The following is a 15,669-nucleotide window of genomic DNA, read 5'->3' on the forward strand; positions in this document are numbered from 1 at the left end:
TGATCGAGTCCGGAGTGGGCGGGGGCGTGGGACGAGGTGGGGGTCGCTGCGGTGCTCATCATGGTGCTCTCCAAGGATCTTGTCATTGCCGCCCCGGGCCGGGGGCAGGCAAGGCACCTGCGCGGCTCAGAGCTGGCGGATTCGGGCGGCCTGTACCAGCAGGCCGTATTTGCTGTGCTCGGAACGCACAAAGCGCGCGAACTCCTGCAGTTGCAGTTCTTCGGGCAGCACGCCCATGGCGGACAGGGTGTCCTGCACCGGGCGGCTGCGCATGGCCTGCGAGAACGCGGCGGCATGGCGCTGCGCCTGTTCCGCGGGCCAGCTGGCCGGCGCAAACAGGCCGAACCAGTTGGCCATGTTGAAGCCCTGCACCGTGTCGTTGAGGCTGGGCACCTCGGGCAGCAGGGGCGCGCGCTCCAGCGTGGTCACGGCCAGGGCCTGCAGCCGCCCTGCGCGGATGTGCGGCAGCGAAGACGCCAGGCTGTCGAACAGCAGGTCGGCCGATCCGTCGAGCAGGGCCGACAGTGCCGGCTGCGTGCCACCGAAGGGCAGGTGCAGCAGCGGCAGCCGCGTGAGCATCTGGTACATCTCGCCCGACAGGTGGCCGCTGCTGCCCGGCCCGCCCGAGGCATAGCGCAGCGGCTGGCGGTGCTTGGCAAGAAAGCGCTGCAGGTCCAGCGGCGTGCGTATGCGCCACTGGCGTGCCAGATCGCTGCGCATGACCAGCACATTGGGCATGCGCGCCACCAGCACCAGCGGCTGGAAGTCGCGCAGCGGGTCGTAGCCCAGCTGGGGCTGCAGCCAGGGCAGCACGGCATGGGTGGCGGCCGCGCCCATCAGCAGCAAGCGGTCCTGGGCGGTGGCCTGGGCGACCATGTTGGAGCCCTTGGCGCCGCCGTCGCCCGGCACATAGAGGATTTGGATGGCTCCCAGTTTCGCGGTGCTGGCCTCGACCAGCGGCCGTGCCGTGCGGTCCAGCGGGCCGCCGGCCGCATAGGGAACGATCAGGGTCAGGGAGTCGGACTTCGCATCGCGCGTCTGGGCGGCGGAGAGCGGCTGGGCCTGCGCCGCCGCAGGCAGCCAGGGCAGGGCGGCCAGTGCTGCCAGCAGGCTGCGCCGCGCCAACCGGGCCGACGGCTGCGGGCCGGCTGGCGCAGGCGCTCGGGCATGGCGTGACATGGCGCGGTTGGCGTCGTGGCGGGGCGTCATGGCGTGAAGCGAAATGGAGGCGATCCCCGCAGTATAGGCAGCGTGGGCAGGCCGGAAGGCGTGGACGATGCATGTCCCGTTGGCGCTTGGCTGTTTGCGCGCAGGCCTGGGCGGCAGCCTGGTTCAGCGGGGCATTCATGGGGATCTCCGGCCAGTTCAGTGCAGGACAGTCGGACGGGCGCCATGGCCGGCGCCTGCGTCTTCTCGATCGGTGCTGTCACTGTAGGCGGGAGGGGCTTCAGCTTTTTGCCGTTTGCCCGTGGAGGGAAAATGCGAAATGCATGAAAATTGCGGAATTCTTTCGTTTATCGCAATTTAACTGGTTAATTCGGGTTAACCCTGAAGAAATCCGTACTTATTTACGAGTCCACCGCCATGAGCGCCACGCACAACATCGACAAACTGGATCGGGCCATTTTGCGCCGCCTGCAGGCCAACGGCCGGGAAACCTATGACGTCATCGGGGAGCAGGTCGGCCTGTCTCCCAGCGCCGTGCTGCGCCGGGTCAAGCGCCTGGAAGACGGCGGTGTGATCGATCGCTACGTGGCCCTGGTCCAGCCCGAGACGGTGGGCCTGGGGCTGACCGCCTATCTCAACGTGCGCCTGGAAAAGTACACCGAGACCAGCAAGCGCAACCCCATGGACGTGTTCCGCGCCAGCGTGCAGACTTGGCCCGAGGTGGTGGAATGCGTGTCACTGACCGGCGAAATGGACTACCTGATGCGCGTGGTCGTGGCCGATATGCAGCACTACACGCGCTTCGTCATGGACACCTTGCTCAAGCACCCCAGCGTGCAGGACTGCAAGACCAGCTTCGTGATGGACCGGGTGAAGGTGACCACGGCGGTGCCTCTGTAGCCACGAAGGCTCGGACAGGGCCTGGCCGTCGAGAAGTGCAGGGAGGGAAATTGGTTTGCATGCCAAAACCTTACGGTTTTGTTGCATTGCAATATCTCCGTTGCTCGACATCGGGTTTTTACCTATATTTGAGCCATGAATGCATCCAAAGACTGGTTGAAGGCGTCCTGGCAGGCCGGCCGGGACATGTTGCGTGCGAGCGCAGGCCAGCCGCACCGTCCCGATGGGCGCTCCGCGTCCATGGTGCCCATTCGCTCGCTGGGCCCGTCCCACCGCGAGCGCGTGGTGGCGCATTTGCTCAAGCTCGATGAAGGTGACCGCTACCTGCGCTTCGGCTATGCCGCCAGCGACGAGCAGGTCCGCCGCTATGCCATGCAGCTCGACTTCGAGCGCGATGACATCTTCGGCATCTACAACCGCCGTCTCGAACTGATCGCCATGGCGCACCTGGCCTTTGCCTCGCATCCCGAGCACAAGAGCTGCGCCGAATTCGGCGTCTCCGTGCTCAAGCAGGCACGTGGCCGTGGCTATGGCGGGCGCCTGTTCAACCGCGCCGTGATCCATGCACGCACCAAGGGCGTGTCCATGATGTTCATCCACGCGCTGTCGGAGAACACGGCCATGCTCAGGATTGCGCGCAAGGCCGGCGCCACCATCAAGCGCGATGGCTCCGAATCCGAGGCCTACCTGCAACTGCCGCCCGCCGGCATCGACACGCACATGGCGTCTCTGATGACCGAGCACATCGGCGAGGTGGACTACCAGTTCAAGAAGCAGGCCAAGCAGTTTTGGGATTTCCTGGCCGACGTGCAGGAAATCCGCCGTGGCGTGCAGGATGGCCGCCACCAGGCCGGCGAATAAGCGCAAAACGCCGCAAGGGAATTGGCGCAGCGCATGCAGGGGTGACGGAGCAATCCGCTATCCTTGCAGCTTGTTTCACTACCGCACGTCCTGCACTCCAAGACAGTGTCCGACCCCCATCCTGCGCGCTCTTCCGAGAAGGAAAGCAAGCGAAGCTTCCTGCAAAAGGTGGCCGAGTTCATTCACCCGGCCCCCGACTCTCCCGACGAGCTGATCGAGACCCTGGCCGACGCCGAGGACAATCAGGTCATCGGCCCCGAGTCGCGCGTCATGCTCGAACGCGTGATCCGCATGGCCGACATGACGGCCGGCGACGTCATGGTCGCAGCCCCTCGCATGGACCTGGTCAACATCGACGCGCCGTTCGATGAATTGCTGCACCAGGTCATCACCACGGCCCATTCGCGCTTCCCGGTCTACCAGGGCGAGCGCGAGAACATCATCGGCATCCTGCTGGCCAAGGACCTGCTCAAGCTGCAGCGTTCGCCGGACCTGAACATCCGCGCCCTGCTGCGCCCCGCCGCCTTCGTGCCGGAGAGCAAGGGCCTGAACGATCTGCTGCGCGAATTCCGGGGCAACCGCAACCACCTCGCCGTGGTCATCGACGAGTTCGGCCGCGTGGCGGGCCTTGTGACCATAGAGGACGTGCTGGAGGAAATCGTCGGCGAGATCGAGGACGAGTTCGACATCCCCGAGGACGAGGGCGATATCTTCGCCCTGGCCGACAACAGCTACCGCGTGGCGGGCGACACCACCATCGAGCATGTGAACGAGACCTTCGAGGTCGCCCTGCATGCCCGCGATCCCGACGATGAGTTCGACACCATCGGCGGCCTGATCGCCCACGAAATGGGCCATGTGCCCAAGCGCGGCGAGCAGATCCATCTGGCGGGCCTGGAATTCACCGTGCTGCACACCAAGGGCGGCGCCGTGCGCTGGTTCAAGGTGGTGCGCGATCCCGCCGCCGACAGCCTGCTGCGCAGCTGAGGCTGCGCCTGAACCTGCCCTTGGCTGGACCTCTCTCACCCGAGACCTACCTCTTTTTGCGCACAACCGGCCGATGCCCCTGTCCAGTTCTTCCGCTTTCTCGCAAGACGGCCGGCGCATGGGCCGGTTCGCCCAGGGCATGCTGCTGCTTGTGGCCGGTGCAGCGCAGGCCCTGTCACTGGCTTGGCCCTGGGCGCGCGGGCAAGGTGACGGGCCGCTGAGCCTCATCGGCGGCTATGGCCGCCCGCTGTGGTGGCTGCAGATTCTGTCGCTGGCCGTGCTGGCGCGTGCCCTGCAGACGGCGCAGCGTCCGGCCCAGGCGGCAGGGCGTGCCATGCTCTTCGCCACGGCCTGGCTGGTGGCCACCTTCTGGTGGTTGTTCATCTCCATGCATGTCTACGGCGGCCTGCCTGCGCCGCTGGCCGTTGCCGCCGTGCTGGCGCTTGCGGCGTTTCTGGGCAGCTACTACGCGGTGGCCGCCTGGGGCTGGCAAAGGCTGCGCCCTGCTGGTGCGGCGGGTGGCGCGCTGCTGTTTTCCGCCGTCTGGCTGCTGGCCGAGCTGGCGCGTGGCTGGCTGTGGACCGGCTTTCCCTGGGGCGCGGGCGGTTATGCCCATGTGGAAGGCCCCTTGTCCGTGCTGCCGCGCTGGATTGGCGTCTATGGCACGGGCGCCGTGGCGGCCTGGCTGGCGTATGGGCTGGCTGCCTTGCTGGACAGACAGGGTCTCCGGCCCGTCCGCCTGGTGGCCGCTGCAGCGGCGCTGGTCCTGGCCTGGGGCGGGCTGTGGTGGCTTCGCGATGCCGCCATCAATGCACCGTCGGCCGAACGGCCGGCGCTGAGCGTGGCCTTGCTGCAGGGCAATATCCCGCAGGATGAGAAATTCGAGGCCGGCAGCGGCATTCCGCTGGCGCTGGGCTGGTACGGGCGCGAGCTGCGCGCGGCCACCGCACAACTGGTCGTGGCGCCTGAGACGGCCGTACCCCTGCTGCCCCAGCAACTGCCCGAGGAATACCTGGACCTGCTGCGCGAACCGTATCTGAAGAAGGACGGCCGGCAGGCAGCGCTGCTGGGCATTCCCCTGGGGTCGGAAGAGGCCGGCTACACGAACTCGGTCGTGGGCTGGCAGCCCGGCCAGATCCAGGACTACCAATACGACAAGCACCATCTGGTGCCCTTCGGGGAGTTCATCCCGCCGCTGTTCCGCTGGTTCACGCAGATGATGAACATACCGCTGGGCGACTTCAACCGCGGCGCGCTGGGCCAGCCCTCCATGGCCTGGGCCGGCGAGCGTCTGTCGCCCAACATCTGTTACGAGGATTTGTTTGGCGAGGAGCTGGGGGCGCATTTTGGCAACGCGGCGACGGCGCCGACGGTGCTGGTGAATTTCAGCAACATCGGATGGTTTGGCGACAGCGTGGCCATCGACCAGCATCTGGCCATCAGCCGCATGCGCGCGCTGGAATTCGAGCGCCCCATGCTGCGCGCCACCAACACCGGCGCCACGGTTGCCATCGACCACCGGGGTGTGGTCACGCAGGCGCTGGTGCCTTACGAGCGTGCCGTGCTGCAGGCCAGCGTGCAGGGGCGCGAGGCCTTGACGCCATTCGCGCGCTGGGTGCACGCGGCAGGACTGGTGCCGCTGTGCCTGGCTGCCTTGGCGGTGCTGGCGGTGGCGTGGATCAGGCGCCGCAAGCGGCCGGTCCAGGGGCTGTAGCCAAGGCCCGCGACCTGGGTCGGCGTGGCTTTTGTGGCAGAGTTTTGATGCGGCCTCGGGGTTTTGTTGCAGTCTGGCAACGTTCAACCCCGATAATGCGCGGCTGCATGGTCCGCTGCGGGCCGCACCCATTCAGAGATAGAGGTGGCGTCAGTGCCGCCGTGGAGCAAGTTAGACAATGGCCGATTCTTTTTCGTATGAGCAACTGATCGCTTCGGGCGAAGGCAAGCTGTTTTCCGCAGACAGCGGACGTCTTCCCCTGCCTCCCATGTTGATGTTCGACCGCATCACGCACATCGACACCGATGGTGGCGCCCACGGCCTGGGCAAGATCGTCGCCGAGCTCGACATCAAGCCTGATCTCTGGTTCTTCGATTGCCATTTCCGGGGCGATCCCGTCATGCCCGGCTGCCTGGGCCTGGACGCCATGTGGCAGTTGATCGGCTTTTACCTGACCTGGCTGCGCCTTCCCGGCCGCGGCCGCGCCCTGGGCGCCGGCGAGGTCAAGTTCACTGGCGAAGTGGGTCCTGACGTCAAGCTGGTGACCTACGAAATCAACATCAAGCGCGTGATCAAGCGCAAGCTCAACATGGCCATCGGCGATGCACGCCTGCTGGCCGATGGCAAGGAAATCTACGTGGCCAATGACCTGCGCGTGGGTCTGTTCCTGCGCGAGGGTGAAGGCCAGGGAACGGCAGCATGACCAAACGTCGCGTAGTCATCACCGGCGCGGGCATTGTCTCGTGCATCGGCAACGACCTCGATACCGTGGAGACCTCGCTGCGCGAGGGCCGCACGGGCATCAAGGCCATGCCGAAGTTCACCGAACTGGGCATGCGCAGCCAGGTGGCCGGTGTGCCGGAGATCGACGTCGAGGCACGGATCGATCGCAAGCAGCTGCGCTTCATGGGCGATGCCGCTGCCTATGCGCAGATCGCGCTGGAAGATGCCATCGCCCAGGCCGGCCTGGCTCCCGAGCAAGTCAGCCATCCGCGCACGGGCCTGATCATGGGCTCGGGCGGCGGCTCGCCGGCCAACCAGATCGAGGCGGCTGACACATTGCGCGAGAAGGGCATTCGCCGCGTCGGTCCCTACCAGGTCACGCGCTGCATGAGCTCCACGGTGTCTGCCTGCCTGGCGACCAATTTCAAGGTCAAGGGCATCAACTACTCCATCACCTCGGCCTGCTCCACCTCGGCGCACTGCATCGGTGCTGCGGCACAGCAGATTGCCTGGGGCATGCAGGACGTGATGTTTGCCGGTGGCGGCGAAGAGCTGTCCTGGGGCATGGCCCTGCTGTTCGACGGCATGGGTGCCATGTCCAGCAAGCACAACGACCAGCCCGAAAAGGCTTCGCGCGCCTATGACGCCAACCGCGACGGTTTCGTGATCGCAGGCGGCGGCGGTGCCGTGGTGCTGGAAAGCCTGGAGCACGCCCAGGCCCGGGGTGCGAACATCCTGGCCGAAGTCGTGGGCTTTGGCGCCACCAGCGATGGCGAGGACATGGTCGCGCCCTCGGGCGACGGAGCCATCGCCTGCATGCAGCAGGCCCTTGAAGGCATCGAAGGCGGCGTGGACTACATCAACACCCACGGCACCTCCACGCCTGTGGGCGACATGCAGGAAGTGCGCGCCATGCGCGCCCTGTTCGGCGACCAGATGCCGCCGTTCTCCTCCACCAAGTCGCTGACCGGCCACTCGCTGGGCGCGACCGGCGTGCAGGAAGCCATCTACTGCATGATCATGATGAACAAGGGCTTCATCGCAGGCTCGGTCAACGTGGACACGCCCGATCCGGCATTGGGCGACATGCCCCTGGTCACCCGCACGCGCGATGCGCGACTGAACACCGTGCTGTCCAACAGCTTCGGCTTCGGTGGCACGAACGCCTCGCTGGTGCTGCGCCGCTGGCAGGGCCAGTGAACACGCCCTGGTGTGTAAAAGGCGTGTCCTGAAGGAAAAAGCCCGCCTCCTGCGGGCTTTTTTACTGGTGAGCGCCGACAATGCCCAGGCTGGGCGGGAGGCAGCACCCCATGCTGCTGCCGGATCCCCGCCCCAAGAACAATGAAATTTTGCAAGGTTGAACCATGATTCTTGTCACAGGCGGCGCTGGCTTCATCGGCGCCAATTTCGTGCTGGACTGGCTGGCTGCCGGCGATGAGCCGGTGCTCAACGTGGACAAGCTCACCTACGCCGGCAACCTCAAAAGCCTGGAGAGCCTGCAAGGCGATGCGCGCCATGTCTTCGTGCAGGCCGACATCGGCGACGGCCAGACCCTGGCCCGTCTGCTGGCCGAGCACAGGCCGCGCGCCGTGGTCAACTTCGCGGCCGAGAGCCATGTGGACCGCTCCATCCATGGCCCCGAGGACTTCATCCAGACCAACGTGGTCGGCACCTTCCGCCTGCTCGAAGCCGTGCGTGGCTACTGGAGCGCGCTGGATGCCGAGGCCAAGGCGGCCTTCCGCTTCCTGCATGTGTCCACCGACGAGGTCTACGGCAGCCTGGCGCCTGCGGCACCGGCCTTCACCGAAGACCACCTCTACGAGCCCAACAGCCCGTACTCGGCCAGCAAGGCCGCCAGCGACCACCTGGTGCGCGCCTGGCACCACACCTACGGCCTGCCCGTGCTGACCACCAACTGCAGCAACAACTACGGCCCGCTGCACTTCCCCGAGAAGCTGATCCCGCTGATGATCGTCAACGCCCTGGCCGGCAAGCCGCTGCCCATCTATGGCGACGGCATGCAGGTACGCGACTGGCTCTATGTGCGCGACCACTGCAGCGCCATCCGCCGCGTGCTGGAGGCGGGCAGGCTGGGCGACACCTACAACGTGGGCGGCTGGAACGAGAAGCCCAACGTCGAGATCGTGAACACGGTCTGCGCGCTGCTCGACGAGCTGCGCCCCAAGGCCGATGGCACCAGCTACAGCGCACAGATCACCTATGTGAAGGACCGGCCCGGCCATGACCGGCGCTATGCCATCGACGCGCGCAAGCTCGAGCGCGAACTGGGCTGGAAGCCTGCCGAGACCTTCGAGACCGGCATCCGCAAGACCGTGCAGTGGTACCTGGACAACCCCGAATGGGTGGCCGATGTGCAGTCCGGCGCCTACCGCGAATGGGTCAACCGCCAGTACACCGACGGAGCCGGTGCATGAAGCTGCTGCTGCTGGGCCGCAATGGCCAGGTGGGCTGGGAGCTGCAGCGCAGCCTGGCGCCACTGGGCGAACTGATTGCGCTGGACCGCCAGGGCGACGCCGGTGGCCAGGGCCTGTGCGGCGATCTCTCGCACCTCGATGAGCTTGCACGCACCGTGCGCGCTCTGCGTCCCGATGTCATCGTCAATGCCGCAGCCCACACGGCCGTGGACAAGGCCGAAAGCGAGCCTGACCAGGCGCGGCTGCTCAACGCGCTGGCACCCCAGGTGCTGGCCCGCGAGGCGGTGCAGACCGGTGCGCTGCTGGTGCACTACAGCACGGACTACGTCTTCGACGGCAGCGGCAGCGCCGCGCGCACGGAGACCGAGGCCACGGCGCCGCTGTCCGTCTATGGCAGCAGCAAGCTCGAAGGCGAGCAACTGATCCAGGCTTCGGGCTGCCGCCACCTGATCTTTCGCACCAGCTGGGTCTATGCGGCGCGCGGCGGCAACTTCGCCAAGACCATGCTGCGCCTGGCCCAGGAGCGTGAGGCGCTGAGCGTGATCGACGACCAATGGGGCGCACCGACGGGTGCGGACCTCATCGCCGACGTCACGGCCCATGCCATTCGCCAGCTGCAGCGCCAACCCGGCGACCAGGGCCTGTACCACCTGGTGGCCGGTGGCGAGACCACCTGGCACGCCTATGCCAGCCACGTGATCGCCCGCGCCCGCGAACTCGCGCCCGACCGGCCCTGGAAGGTGCAGCGCATAGCTGCCGTGCCCACCAGCGCCTTTCCCACCCCGGCGCAGCGTCCGCACAATTCCCGGCTGAACACCGACCGGTTGCAGCAGACCTTCGGCCTGCGCCTGCCGCACTGGCAGGCAGGCGTGGACCGCATGCTGCAGGAAATCATCTGAGCGTGGCTGCGCGCTTCAGCAAGAACCCCAGGATCCAGGACATGAACCAGACACGCAAAGGCATCATCCTCGCGGGCGGCTCCGGCACCCGCCTGCACCCGGCCACGCTGGCCATCAGCAAGCAACTGCTGCCGGTCTACGACAAGCCCATGATCTACTACCCGCTGAGCGCCCTCATGCTCGCGGGCATCCGCGAGATCCTCGTGATCAGCACCCCGCAGGACACGCCGCGCTTCGAGCAATTGCTGGGCGACGGCTCGCAGTGGGGCCTGAAGCTGGAGTACGCCGTCCAGCCCAGCCCGGATGGCCTGGCCCAGGCCTTTCTGATTGCCGAAGACTTTCTGGCCGGCGCCCCCAGCGCCCTGGTGCTGGGCGACAACATCTACTACGGACACGATTTCCCCCGCCTGCTCGAACGCGCTGACGCGCGCAGCGAAGGCGCCACGGTGTTTGCCTACCATGTGCAGGACCCGGAACGCTATGGCGTGGCCGAGTTCGATGCCCAGGGCCGGGTTCTTTCCCTGGAGGAAAAGCCCAAGCAGCCCAGGAGCAACTACGCGGTCACGGGCCTGTATTTCTACGACAACCAGGTCGTTGAGCTGGCCAAGTCCATCAAGCCCTCGGCGCGCGGCGAGCTGGAAATCACCGACCTCAACCGCCTGTATCTGGACAAGGGCCAGCTCAATGTGGAGCTCATGGGCCGTGGCTATGCCTGGCTGGACACGGGCACGCACGACAGCCTGCTGGAAGCCGGCCAGTTCATCGCCACGCTGCAGCAGCGCCAGGGCCTGAAGGTGTCATGCCCCGAGGAGATCGCCTTCCGCCAGGGCTGGATAGATCGCGCCCAGCTCGAGACGCTGGGCCAGGCCTTGGCCAAGAATGGCTACGGCCAGTACCTGCTGCAGATCCTCAAGGAAAAGGTGCACGCATGAAGGCAACACCCCAGGCCATTCCCGAGGTGATGCTGATCGAGCCCAAGGTGTTTGGTGACGATCGCGGCTTTTTCCTCGAAAGCTTCAACCAGCAGGCCTTCAACCAGGCCACGGGCACGGACCACCAGTTCGTGCAGGACAACCACAGTCGCAGCAAGAAAGGCGTGCTGCGCGGCCTGCACTACCAACTGCCGCCCCATGCCCAGGGCAAGCTCGTGCGCGTGGTGCGCGGCGCCGTGTTCGACGTGGCCGTGGACATCCGCAAGGGCTCGCCGACCTTCGGCCAGTGGGTGGGCGCCGAACTGACGGAAGACAACCACCGCCAGCTGTGGGTGCCCCCAGGCTTTGCCCACGGCTTCATGGTGCTCAGCGACAGCGCCGACTTCCTTTACAAGGCCACGGCCTTCTACGCGCCCCAGGCCGATCGCGGCATTGCCTGGGACGACCCGGCCATCGGCGTGCAATGGCCGCAGCTCGATGTGGAGCTGTCGCTGTCGGACAAGGACCTCAGGCAGCCGCTGCTGGCGGATGCCGAGCTGGCCTGAGCCAGTTCACATCTGGTCCGGCAGCACCCCGCCCGGCACGGCTTCCTCCAGAAAGCCGGCGATCAGCCGGGCCTGGCGGCGTTCGCGCAGGCAGTACAGGTATTCGGGCAGGCGCGGCACGGGGCCTGCGAAGGGCAGGACGACGATGTCGGGGTGGGCCGAGGCTTCATGCCGGGCGAAGACGCTGATGCCCATGTCGCGGATCACGGCCTCGCGGATGGCTTCGCGGCTGGCGATTTCCATGATGTGGCGCGGTGCCAGGCCGGCGGCGGCCAGCATCTGTTCGGTGAGCTGGCGCGTCATGGAGCCGCGCTCGCGCAGGATCAGCGTGTCGTGCACCAGATCGGATGCCTGCACCATGGTGCGCTGCGCCAGCCGGTGGCTGCGGTGCACCAGCAGGGCCAGCGGGTCCTGGCCCAACTCCACGCGCAGCAGGCGCGGATCACCTTCCAGGTGCGATGAGGTCGCCAGGTCCACCTGGTAGTCCACCAGCGCCTGCACCATCTGGCGCGAGTTGCCGCCCACGATGGCCACTTCCACCCGCTCGAAGCGCCGCTGGTAGCGCTTGACGATGTCCAGCACGTAGTAGGGCGCCGTCGCGCCTATGCGCAGCTGGCCCTGGCTGGCATCGCCCGAATGGCGCAGCGCCGACTCCAGCTGGATGGTCTGCAGCAGCAATTGCTCGACCTGGGGCAGCAGGCGCAAGCCGGCATCGGTGATGGACAGCCGTCCGCCCTGGCGATGGAACAGCTCCACGCCGTAGTGCTCTTCCAGCGCGCGGATCTGGGTGGTCACGGTGGGCTGGCTCAGTGCGAGCTGGCGCGCGGCTTGCGTGATGCTGCCAAGGCGGGCGACCCAGAAAAAGGACTTGAGCTGCGTGACGAACATGGCGGGGCGGGAGGGAGGGGGCGGCTCCATATTTCACCATGTCGCCGCAGCCTGAAGGCCTGCGGTGGCCGGGTATGTCCCGGGAAAAAACTTCTGCGCCCGAAGGCACACTTCTTGCATACCAGTTTGCGTGCCAGTTTGTGTGCCAGCTGATCATGGGTTTCGGCTGGTCTTGTGTCAGTGATTACTCGTGGTCAAGGAGCGCATCAATGGACATCCGCAACCCCTCGCCAGGTCTCTACAACGAAGATCTGGCGCCCACCAGGGACCGCCGCTGGGGCGCCTTCAGCATCTTCAACGTCTGGACTTCGGACGTGCACAGCCTCTGGGGCTACTACCTGGCGGCCAGCCTGTTTCTGCTGTGCGGCAGCTTCGTCAATTTTCTGATCGCCATCGGCATCAGCTCCCTGGTCATCTTCTTCTTGATGAACCTGGTGGGCTATGCGGGCGAGAAGACCGGCGTGCCCTATCCGGTGCTGGCGCGTGCCTCGTTCGGGGTTTGGGGCGCGAATCTGGCTGCACTGGTGCGAGCCATCGTGGCCTGCTTCTGGTACGGGGCGCAGACGGCGGCCGCCTCGGGCGCCATGGTGGCGCTGATGGTGCGCAATGACGCCCTGCTGTCCTTCCACCAGACCACGCACTGGCTGGGCCATTCGGGGCTGGAGGTGATCTGCTACGTGGTCATCTGGGCCTTGCAGCTGCTGATCATCCAAAGGGGCATGGAGACCGTGCGGCGATTCCAGGACTGGGCCGGGCCTGCCGTGTGGATCGCCATGCTGGTGCTGGCCATCGGCCTGTGCGTGAAGGCCGGCGGCTTCAGCTTCGACCACGGCATTCCCATGGATGTGCTGCTGGACAAGACCAAGGATGCGGGGGTAAGCGGCGCGCCGGGCAGCTTCTGGGCGCTGATGGCCGTGGGCGCGACCTGGATCACCTACTTTGCGGCGCTGTACCTGAACTTCTGCGACTTCTCGCGCTATGCGAAGAACAAGGAAGCGGTCGCCAAGGGCAACCTCTGGGGCCTGCCCGTGAATCTGATCGCTTTCTCGCTGGTGGCCGGCATCACCACGATTGCGGCCTTCAAGGTCTATGGCGAGGTACTGCTGCACCCCGAGCAGATCTCGGCCAAGTTCGACAGCTGGGTGCTGGCCCTGCTGGCCGCCGTCACCTTTGCCGTGGCCACGCTGGGCATCAACGTGGTGGCCAACTTCGTCTCGGCGGCCTTCGATATTTCCAACGTGTTTCCCAAGCGCATCGATTTCAAGCGCGGCGGATACATCGCCGCACTGATCGCCCTGGCTCTCTACCCCTTTGCACCATGGGAGGGCGGCGCTGCCCACTTCGTGAACGCCATCGGCGCCACTATGGGGCCGCTGCTGGGCATCATTCTGGTGGACTACTACCTGGTGGCCAAGGGCAACATCAACGTGGCCGCGCTGTATGACGAACATGGCGAGTACCGCTACGAGGGCGGCTGGAACGTCAACGCGCTGATCGCCACGGGCATCGGCAGCGTGTTCTCCACCATCCTGCCCAACTTCACCAGCCTGCTGCCGGTCTGGTGGGGCACCTACGGCTGGTTCTTCGGCGTGCTGATCGGCGGCAGCGTGTACTGGGTGATGGCCACGCTGCGCCCGCGCCGCATTCCGGCCGCGGCCTGAGGAGGCTGCCATGTCCGAGCCACAGGATGTGCCGGCCACCGGGCCGGCCTTGATCGCCGAGCGCGTGATGCGCTCCATCGTCGAGCGCAAGCTGCGCCCTGGCGAACGCCTGGGCGAAAAGGAACTGGCCGAGGTCTTCGGCGTGAGCCGCACCATGGTGCGCGAGGCGCTGATGCAGCTGCAGGCGCGCGGCTTCGTCGAGGTGCGCTCGCGCCAGGGCTGGTACGTGGTCGAGCCCTCGTTCGAGGAAGCCCAGGAAACCTATGCCGCGCGCCGCGTGCTGGAGTCCGGCATGCTGCGCGACGCGGGCCGGCCGCTGCAGGCGGCCATACGCACGCTGCGCGAGCATGTGGCACAGGAGCGGGGCGCCATCGCCGAGGCCGACAACGCCGGCCAGCGCAGCGTGCTGCTGGCCGACTTCCACGTCTGCCTGGCCGAGCAGATGGGCAACCGCTTTCTCACGGCCATGATGGCCGACCTCTCGGCGCGCACCACCCTGGTGTCTGCGCTGTACCAGTCGCAGACCGAGGCCCAGCACTCCAATGCCGACCACGAGGCCATCGTCGATGCGCTGGCGGCCGGCGACATGGCGCGCGCCGAGCAACTGATGCGCGAGCACATCGACGCGCTGGCCGCGCGGCTGGATGAGAACCTTGCCCACCGCGCGCGCCTGCAGGACCGGCTGCTGGATGCGCTGCAGCCCCAGGCCGCCCAGGCAACGCGCACAGGCAGGGGCAAGCCGCGCGGCTGAAGAGACGGAGTGGGCGATGGGTGGGGCACCCAAATCCGCCAATACCCGCTTCGTCAAATTTCCGTTGTGTGACACGGGCGTTTCACCTGCGCTTCCTAAAGTTGGTGTCAGAGGTGGTGAACCTGCCACCTGTCCACGAACCCACAACGGAACTGCCACGCCATGCGCCACACCCTTGCCTCCCTGGGCCGCCGCCTCGCCATTGCCTCTGCGGCGCTGACCGTCGCCTCCTTCGCCTCCCTGGCCCACGCGGCCAAGACCGAGCTGCTGGTCTACAGCGCGCTGGAGGCCGACCAGATCAAGGCCTACAAGAGCGGCTTCGAGAAGGTCCATCCCGAGATCGAACTCAAGTTCGTGCGTGACAGCACGGGCATCATCACGGCCCGCCTGCTGGCCGAGAAGGCCAATCCCCAGGCCGACGTGATCTGGGGCGTGGCCGCCACCTCGCTGATGCTGCTGGACAAGCAGGGCATGCTCCAGCCCTATGCGCCCAAGGGCCTGGACAAGGTGCGCGCCAACATGCGCGATCCGCGCGCGCAGCCGACCTGGGTGGGCATGGACCTGTGGTCCTCGGCCATCTGCTTCAACACCGTGGAGGCCGGCAAGCGCAAGCTGCCGGTGCCCGCCAGCTGGGCCGATCTGGTCAGGCCCGAGTTCAAGGGCACGATCACCATGCCCCACCCGGCCTCCAGCGGCACGGGCTACCTGATGGTCGCGGCCTGGCTGCAGATCATGGGCGAGGAAAAAGGCTGGGCCTACATGGACGGCCTGCACCAGAACATGGGCGTGTACACGCACAGCGGCTCCAAGCCCTGCCGCCAGGCGGGGGCCGGCGAGTTTCCCGTGGGCCTGAGCTTCGAGTACCGCGCCAGCAAGACCAAAAAGGACGGTGCGCCCATCGACATCGTCTTCCCGCAGGAAGGCCTGGGCTGGGACGTGGAGGCCACGGCCATCCTCAAGACCAGCAAGAAGCAGGAAGCCGCCAAGGCCCTGGCCGACTGGGCCGTGACGCCAGAGGCCAACAAGCTGTACGCCGCCAACTTCGCCGTGCTGGCCCTGCCCGAGGCGCAGGAGAAGCTGGAGTTCATTCCTGCCGATCTGGAAAAGCGGTTGGCGAAGAACGATTTCAACTGGGCCGCCGATAACCGCGACCGCATCCTGGCCGAGTGGAGCCGCCGCTACGAAGCCAAGGCAGAGAAAAAGTAA

Annotated in this window: 15 protein-coding genes; 13 read left to right on the plus strand and 2 right to left on the minus strand. The window is 66.4% G+C overall.

The genetic code is table 11. From position 1 onward, the window contains the following. Positions 1-126: 126 nt before the first annotated feature. A complete protein-coding gene (locus IAE24_RS27540; RefSeq protein ID WP_233626395.1) occupies positions 127-1,209 on the minus strand; it encodes a Bug family tripartite tricarboxylate transporter substrate binding protein in 1,083 nt (360 codons plus the stop codon). Between the two features lie 375 nt (positions 1,210-1,584). On the opposite strand from IAE24_RS27540, the gene IAE24_RS27545 reads away from it, so the two are divergent. From IAE24_RS27545 to rfbC, 10 genes are all read left to right on the plus strand, one after another. Then, positions 1,585-2,067 (plus strand): Lrp/AsnC family transcriptional regulator, encoded by a 483-nt coding sequence (locus IAE24_RS27545; protein ID WP_012203199.1) that lies wholly within the window; start codon positions 1,585-1,587, stop codon positions 2,065-2,067. 135 nt (positions 2,068-2,202) lie between these two features. After that, the gene (locus IAE24_RS27550) at positions 2,203-2,928 is read left to right on the plus strand and encodes a GNAT family N-acetyltransferase (RefSeq protein WP_013804260.1); all 726 of its coding nucleotides are present in this window, start codon (positions 2,203-2,205) and stop codon (positions 2,926-2,928) included. A 105-nt stretch (positions 2,929-3,033) separates the two neighbouring features. After that, the gene (locus tag IAE24_RS27555) at positions 3,034-3,915 is read left to right on the plus strand and encodes an HlyC/CorC family transporter (RefSeq protein WP_013804259.1); all 882 of its coding nucleotides are present in this window, start codon (positions 3,034-3,036) and stop codon (positions 3,913-3,915) included. A gap of 73 nt (positions 3,916-3,988) precedes the next feature. Next, a complete protein-coding gene (lnt, locus tag IAE24_RS27560; protein WP_199962274.1) occupies positions 3,989-5,629 on the plus strand; it encodes an apolipoprotein N-acyltransferase in 1,641 nt (546 codons plus the stop codon). A 178-nt stretch (positions 5,630-5,807) separates the two neighbouring features. After that, positions 5,808-6,332: a bifunctional 3-hydroxydecanoyl-ACP dehydratase/trans-2-decenoyl-ACP isomerase gene (fabA, locus tag IAE24_RS27565; RefSeq protein ID WP_012203203.1), complete on the plus strand. Its 525-nt coding sequence runs from the start codon at positions 5,808-5,810 to the stop codon at positions 6,330-6,332. Beyond that, a complete protein-coding gene (fabB, locus tag IAE24_RS27570; protein ID WP_199962273.1) occupies positions 6,329-7,552 on the plus strand; it encodes a beta-ketoacyl-ACP synthase I in 1,224 nt (407 codons plus the stop codon). The genes fabA and fabB overlap by 4 nt, the downstream gene beginning before the upstream one ends. Positions 7,553-7,716: 164 nt before the next feature. Beyond that, a complete protein-coding gene (rfbB, locus tag IAE24_RS27575; RefSeq protein ID WP_065345361.1) occupies positions 7,717-8,787 on the plus strand; it encodes a dTDP-glucose 4,6-dehydratase in 1,071 nt (356 codons plus the stop codon). After that, complete coding sequence (rfbD, locus tag IAE24_RS27580) at positions 8,784-9,686, plus strand: dTDP-4-dehydrorhamnose reductase (RefSeq protein WP_199962272.1); 903 nt, start codon at positions 8,784-8,786, stop codon at positions 9,684-9,686. The genes rfbB and rfbD overlap by 4 nt, the downstream gene beginning before the upstream one ends. 41 nt (positions 9,687-9,727) lie before the next feature. Then, positions 9,728-10,618 (plus strand): glucose-1-phosphate thymidylyltransferase RfbA, encoded by an 891-nt coding sequence (gene rfbA, locus IAE24_RS27585; RefSeq protein WP_012203207.1) that lies wholly within the window; start codon positions 9,728-9,730, stop codon positions 10,616-10,618. Further along, positions 10,615-11,163, plus strand: a complete 549-nt coding sequence (gene rfbC / locus IAE24_RS27590; RefSeq protein ID WP_099752600.1) for a dTDP-4-dehydrorhamnose 3,5-epimerase — start codon at positions 10,615-10,617, stop codon at positions 11,161-11,163. Before rfbA ends, rfbC begins: the two co-directional genes overlap by 4 nt. Before the next feature lie 6 nt (positions 11,164-11,169). On the opposite strand, the gene IAE24_RS27595 is transcribed toward rfbC, so the two are convergent. Further along, positions 11,170-12,051: a LysR substrate-binding domain-containing protein gene (locus tag IAE24_RS27595; protein WP_012203209.1), complete on the minus strand. Its 882-nt coding sequence runs from the start codon at positions 12,049-12,051 to the stop codon at positions 11,170-11,172. A 209-nt stretch (positions 12,052-12,260) separates the two neighbouring features. On the opposite strand from IAE24_RS27595, the gene IAE24_RS27600 reads away from it, so the two are divergent. The 3 genes from IAE24_RS27600 to IAE24_RS27610 all read left to right on the plus strand — a co-directional run bounded on the left by IAE24_RS27600 (position 12,261) and on the right by IAE24_RS27610 (position 15,669). Continuing rightward, a complete protein-coding gene (locus IAE24_RS27600; RefSeq protein WP_047217742.1) occupies positions 12,261-13,712 on the plus strand; it encodes an NCS1 family nucleobase:cation symporter-1 in 1,452 nt (483 codons plus the stop codon). A 10-nt stretch (positions 13,713-13,722) separates the two neighbouring features. Then, positions 13,723-14,463 (plus strand): GntR family transcriptional regulator, encoded by a 741-nt coding sequence (locus IAE24_RS27605; RefSeq protein ID WP_199962271.1) that lies wholly within the window; start codon positions 13,723-13,725, stop codon positions 14,461-14,463. Between the two features lie 162 nt (positions 14,464-14,625). Then, entirely contained in the window at positions 14,626-15,669 is a 1,044-nt protein-coding gene (locus IAE24_RS27610; protein WP_199962270.1) for a putative 2-aminoethylphosphonate ABC transporter substrate-binding protein, read from the plus strand.

It is taken from the genome of Delftia sp. S65 (genome assembly GCF_016516495.1).
GTDB lineage: Bacteria > Pseudomonadota > Gammaproteobacteria > Burkholderiales > Burkholderiaceae_C > Comamonas > Comamonas acidovorans.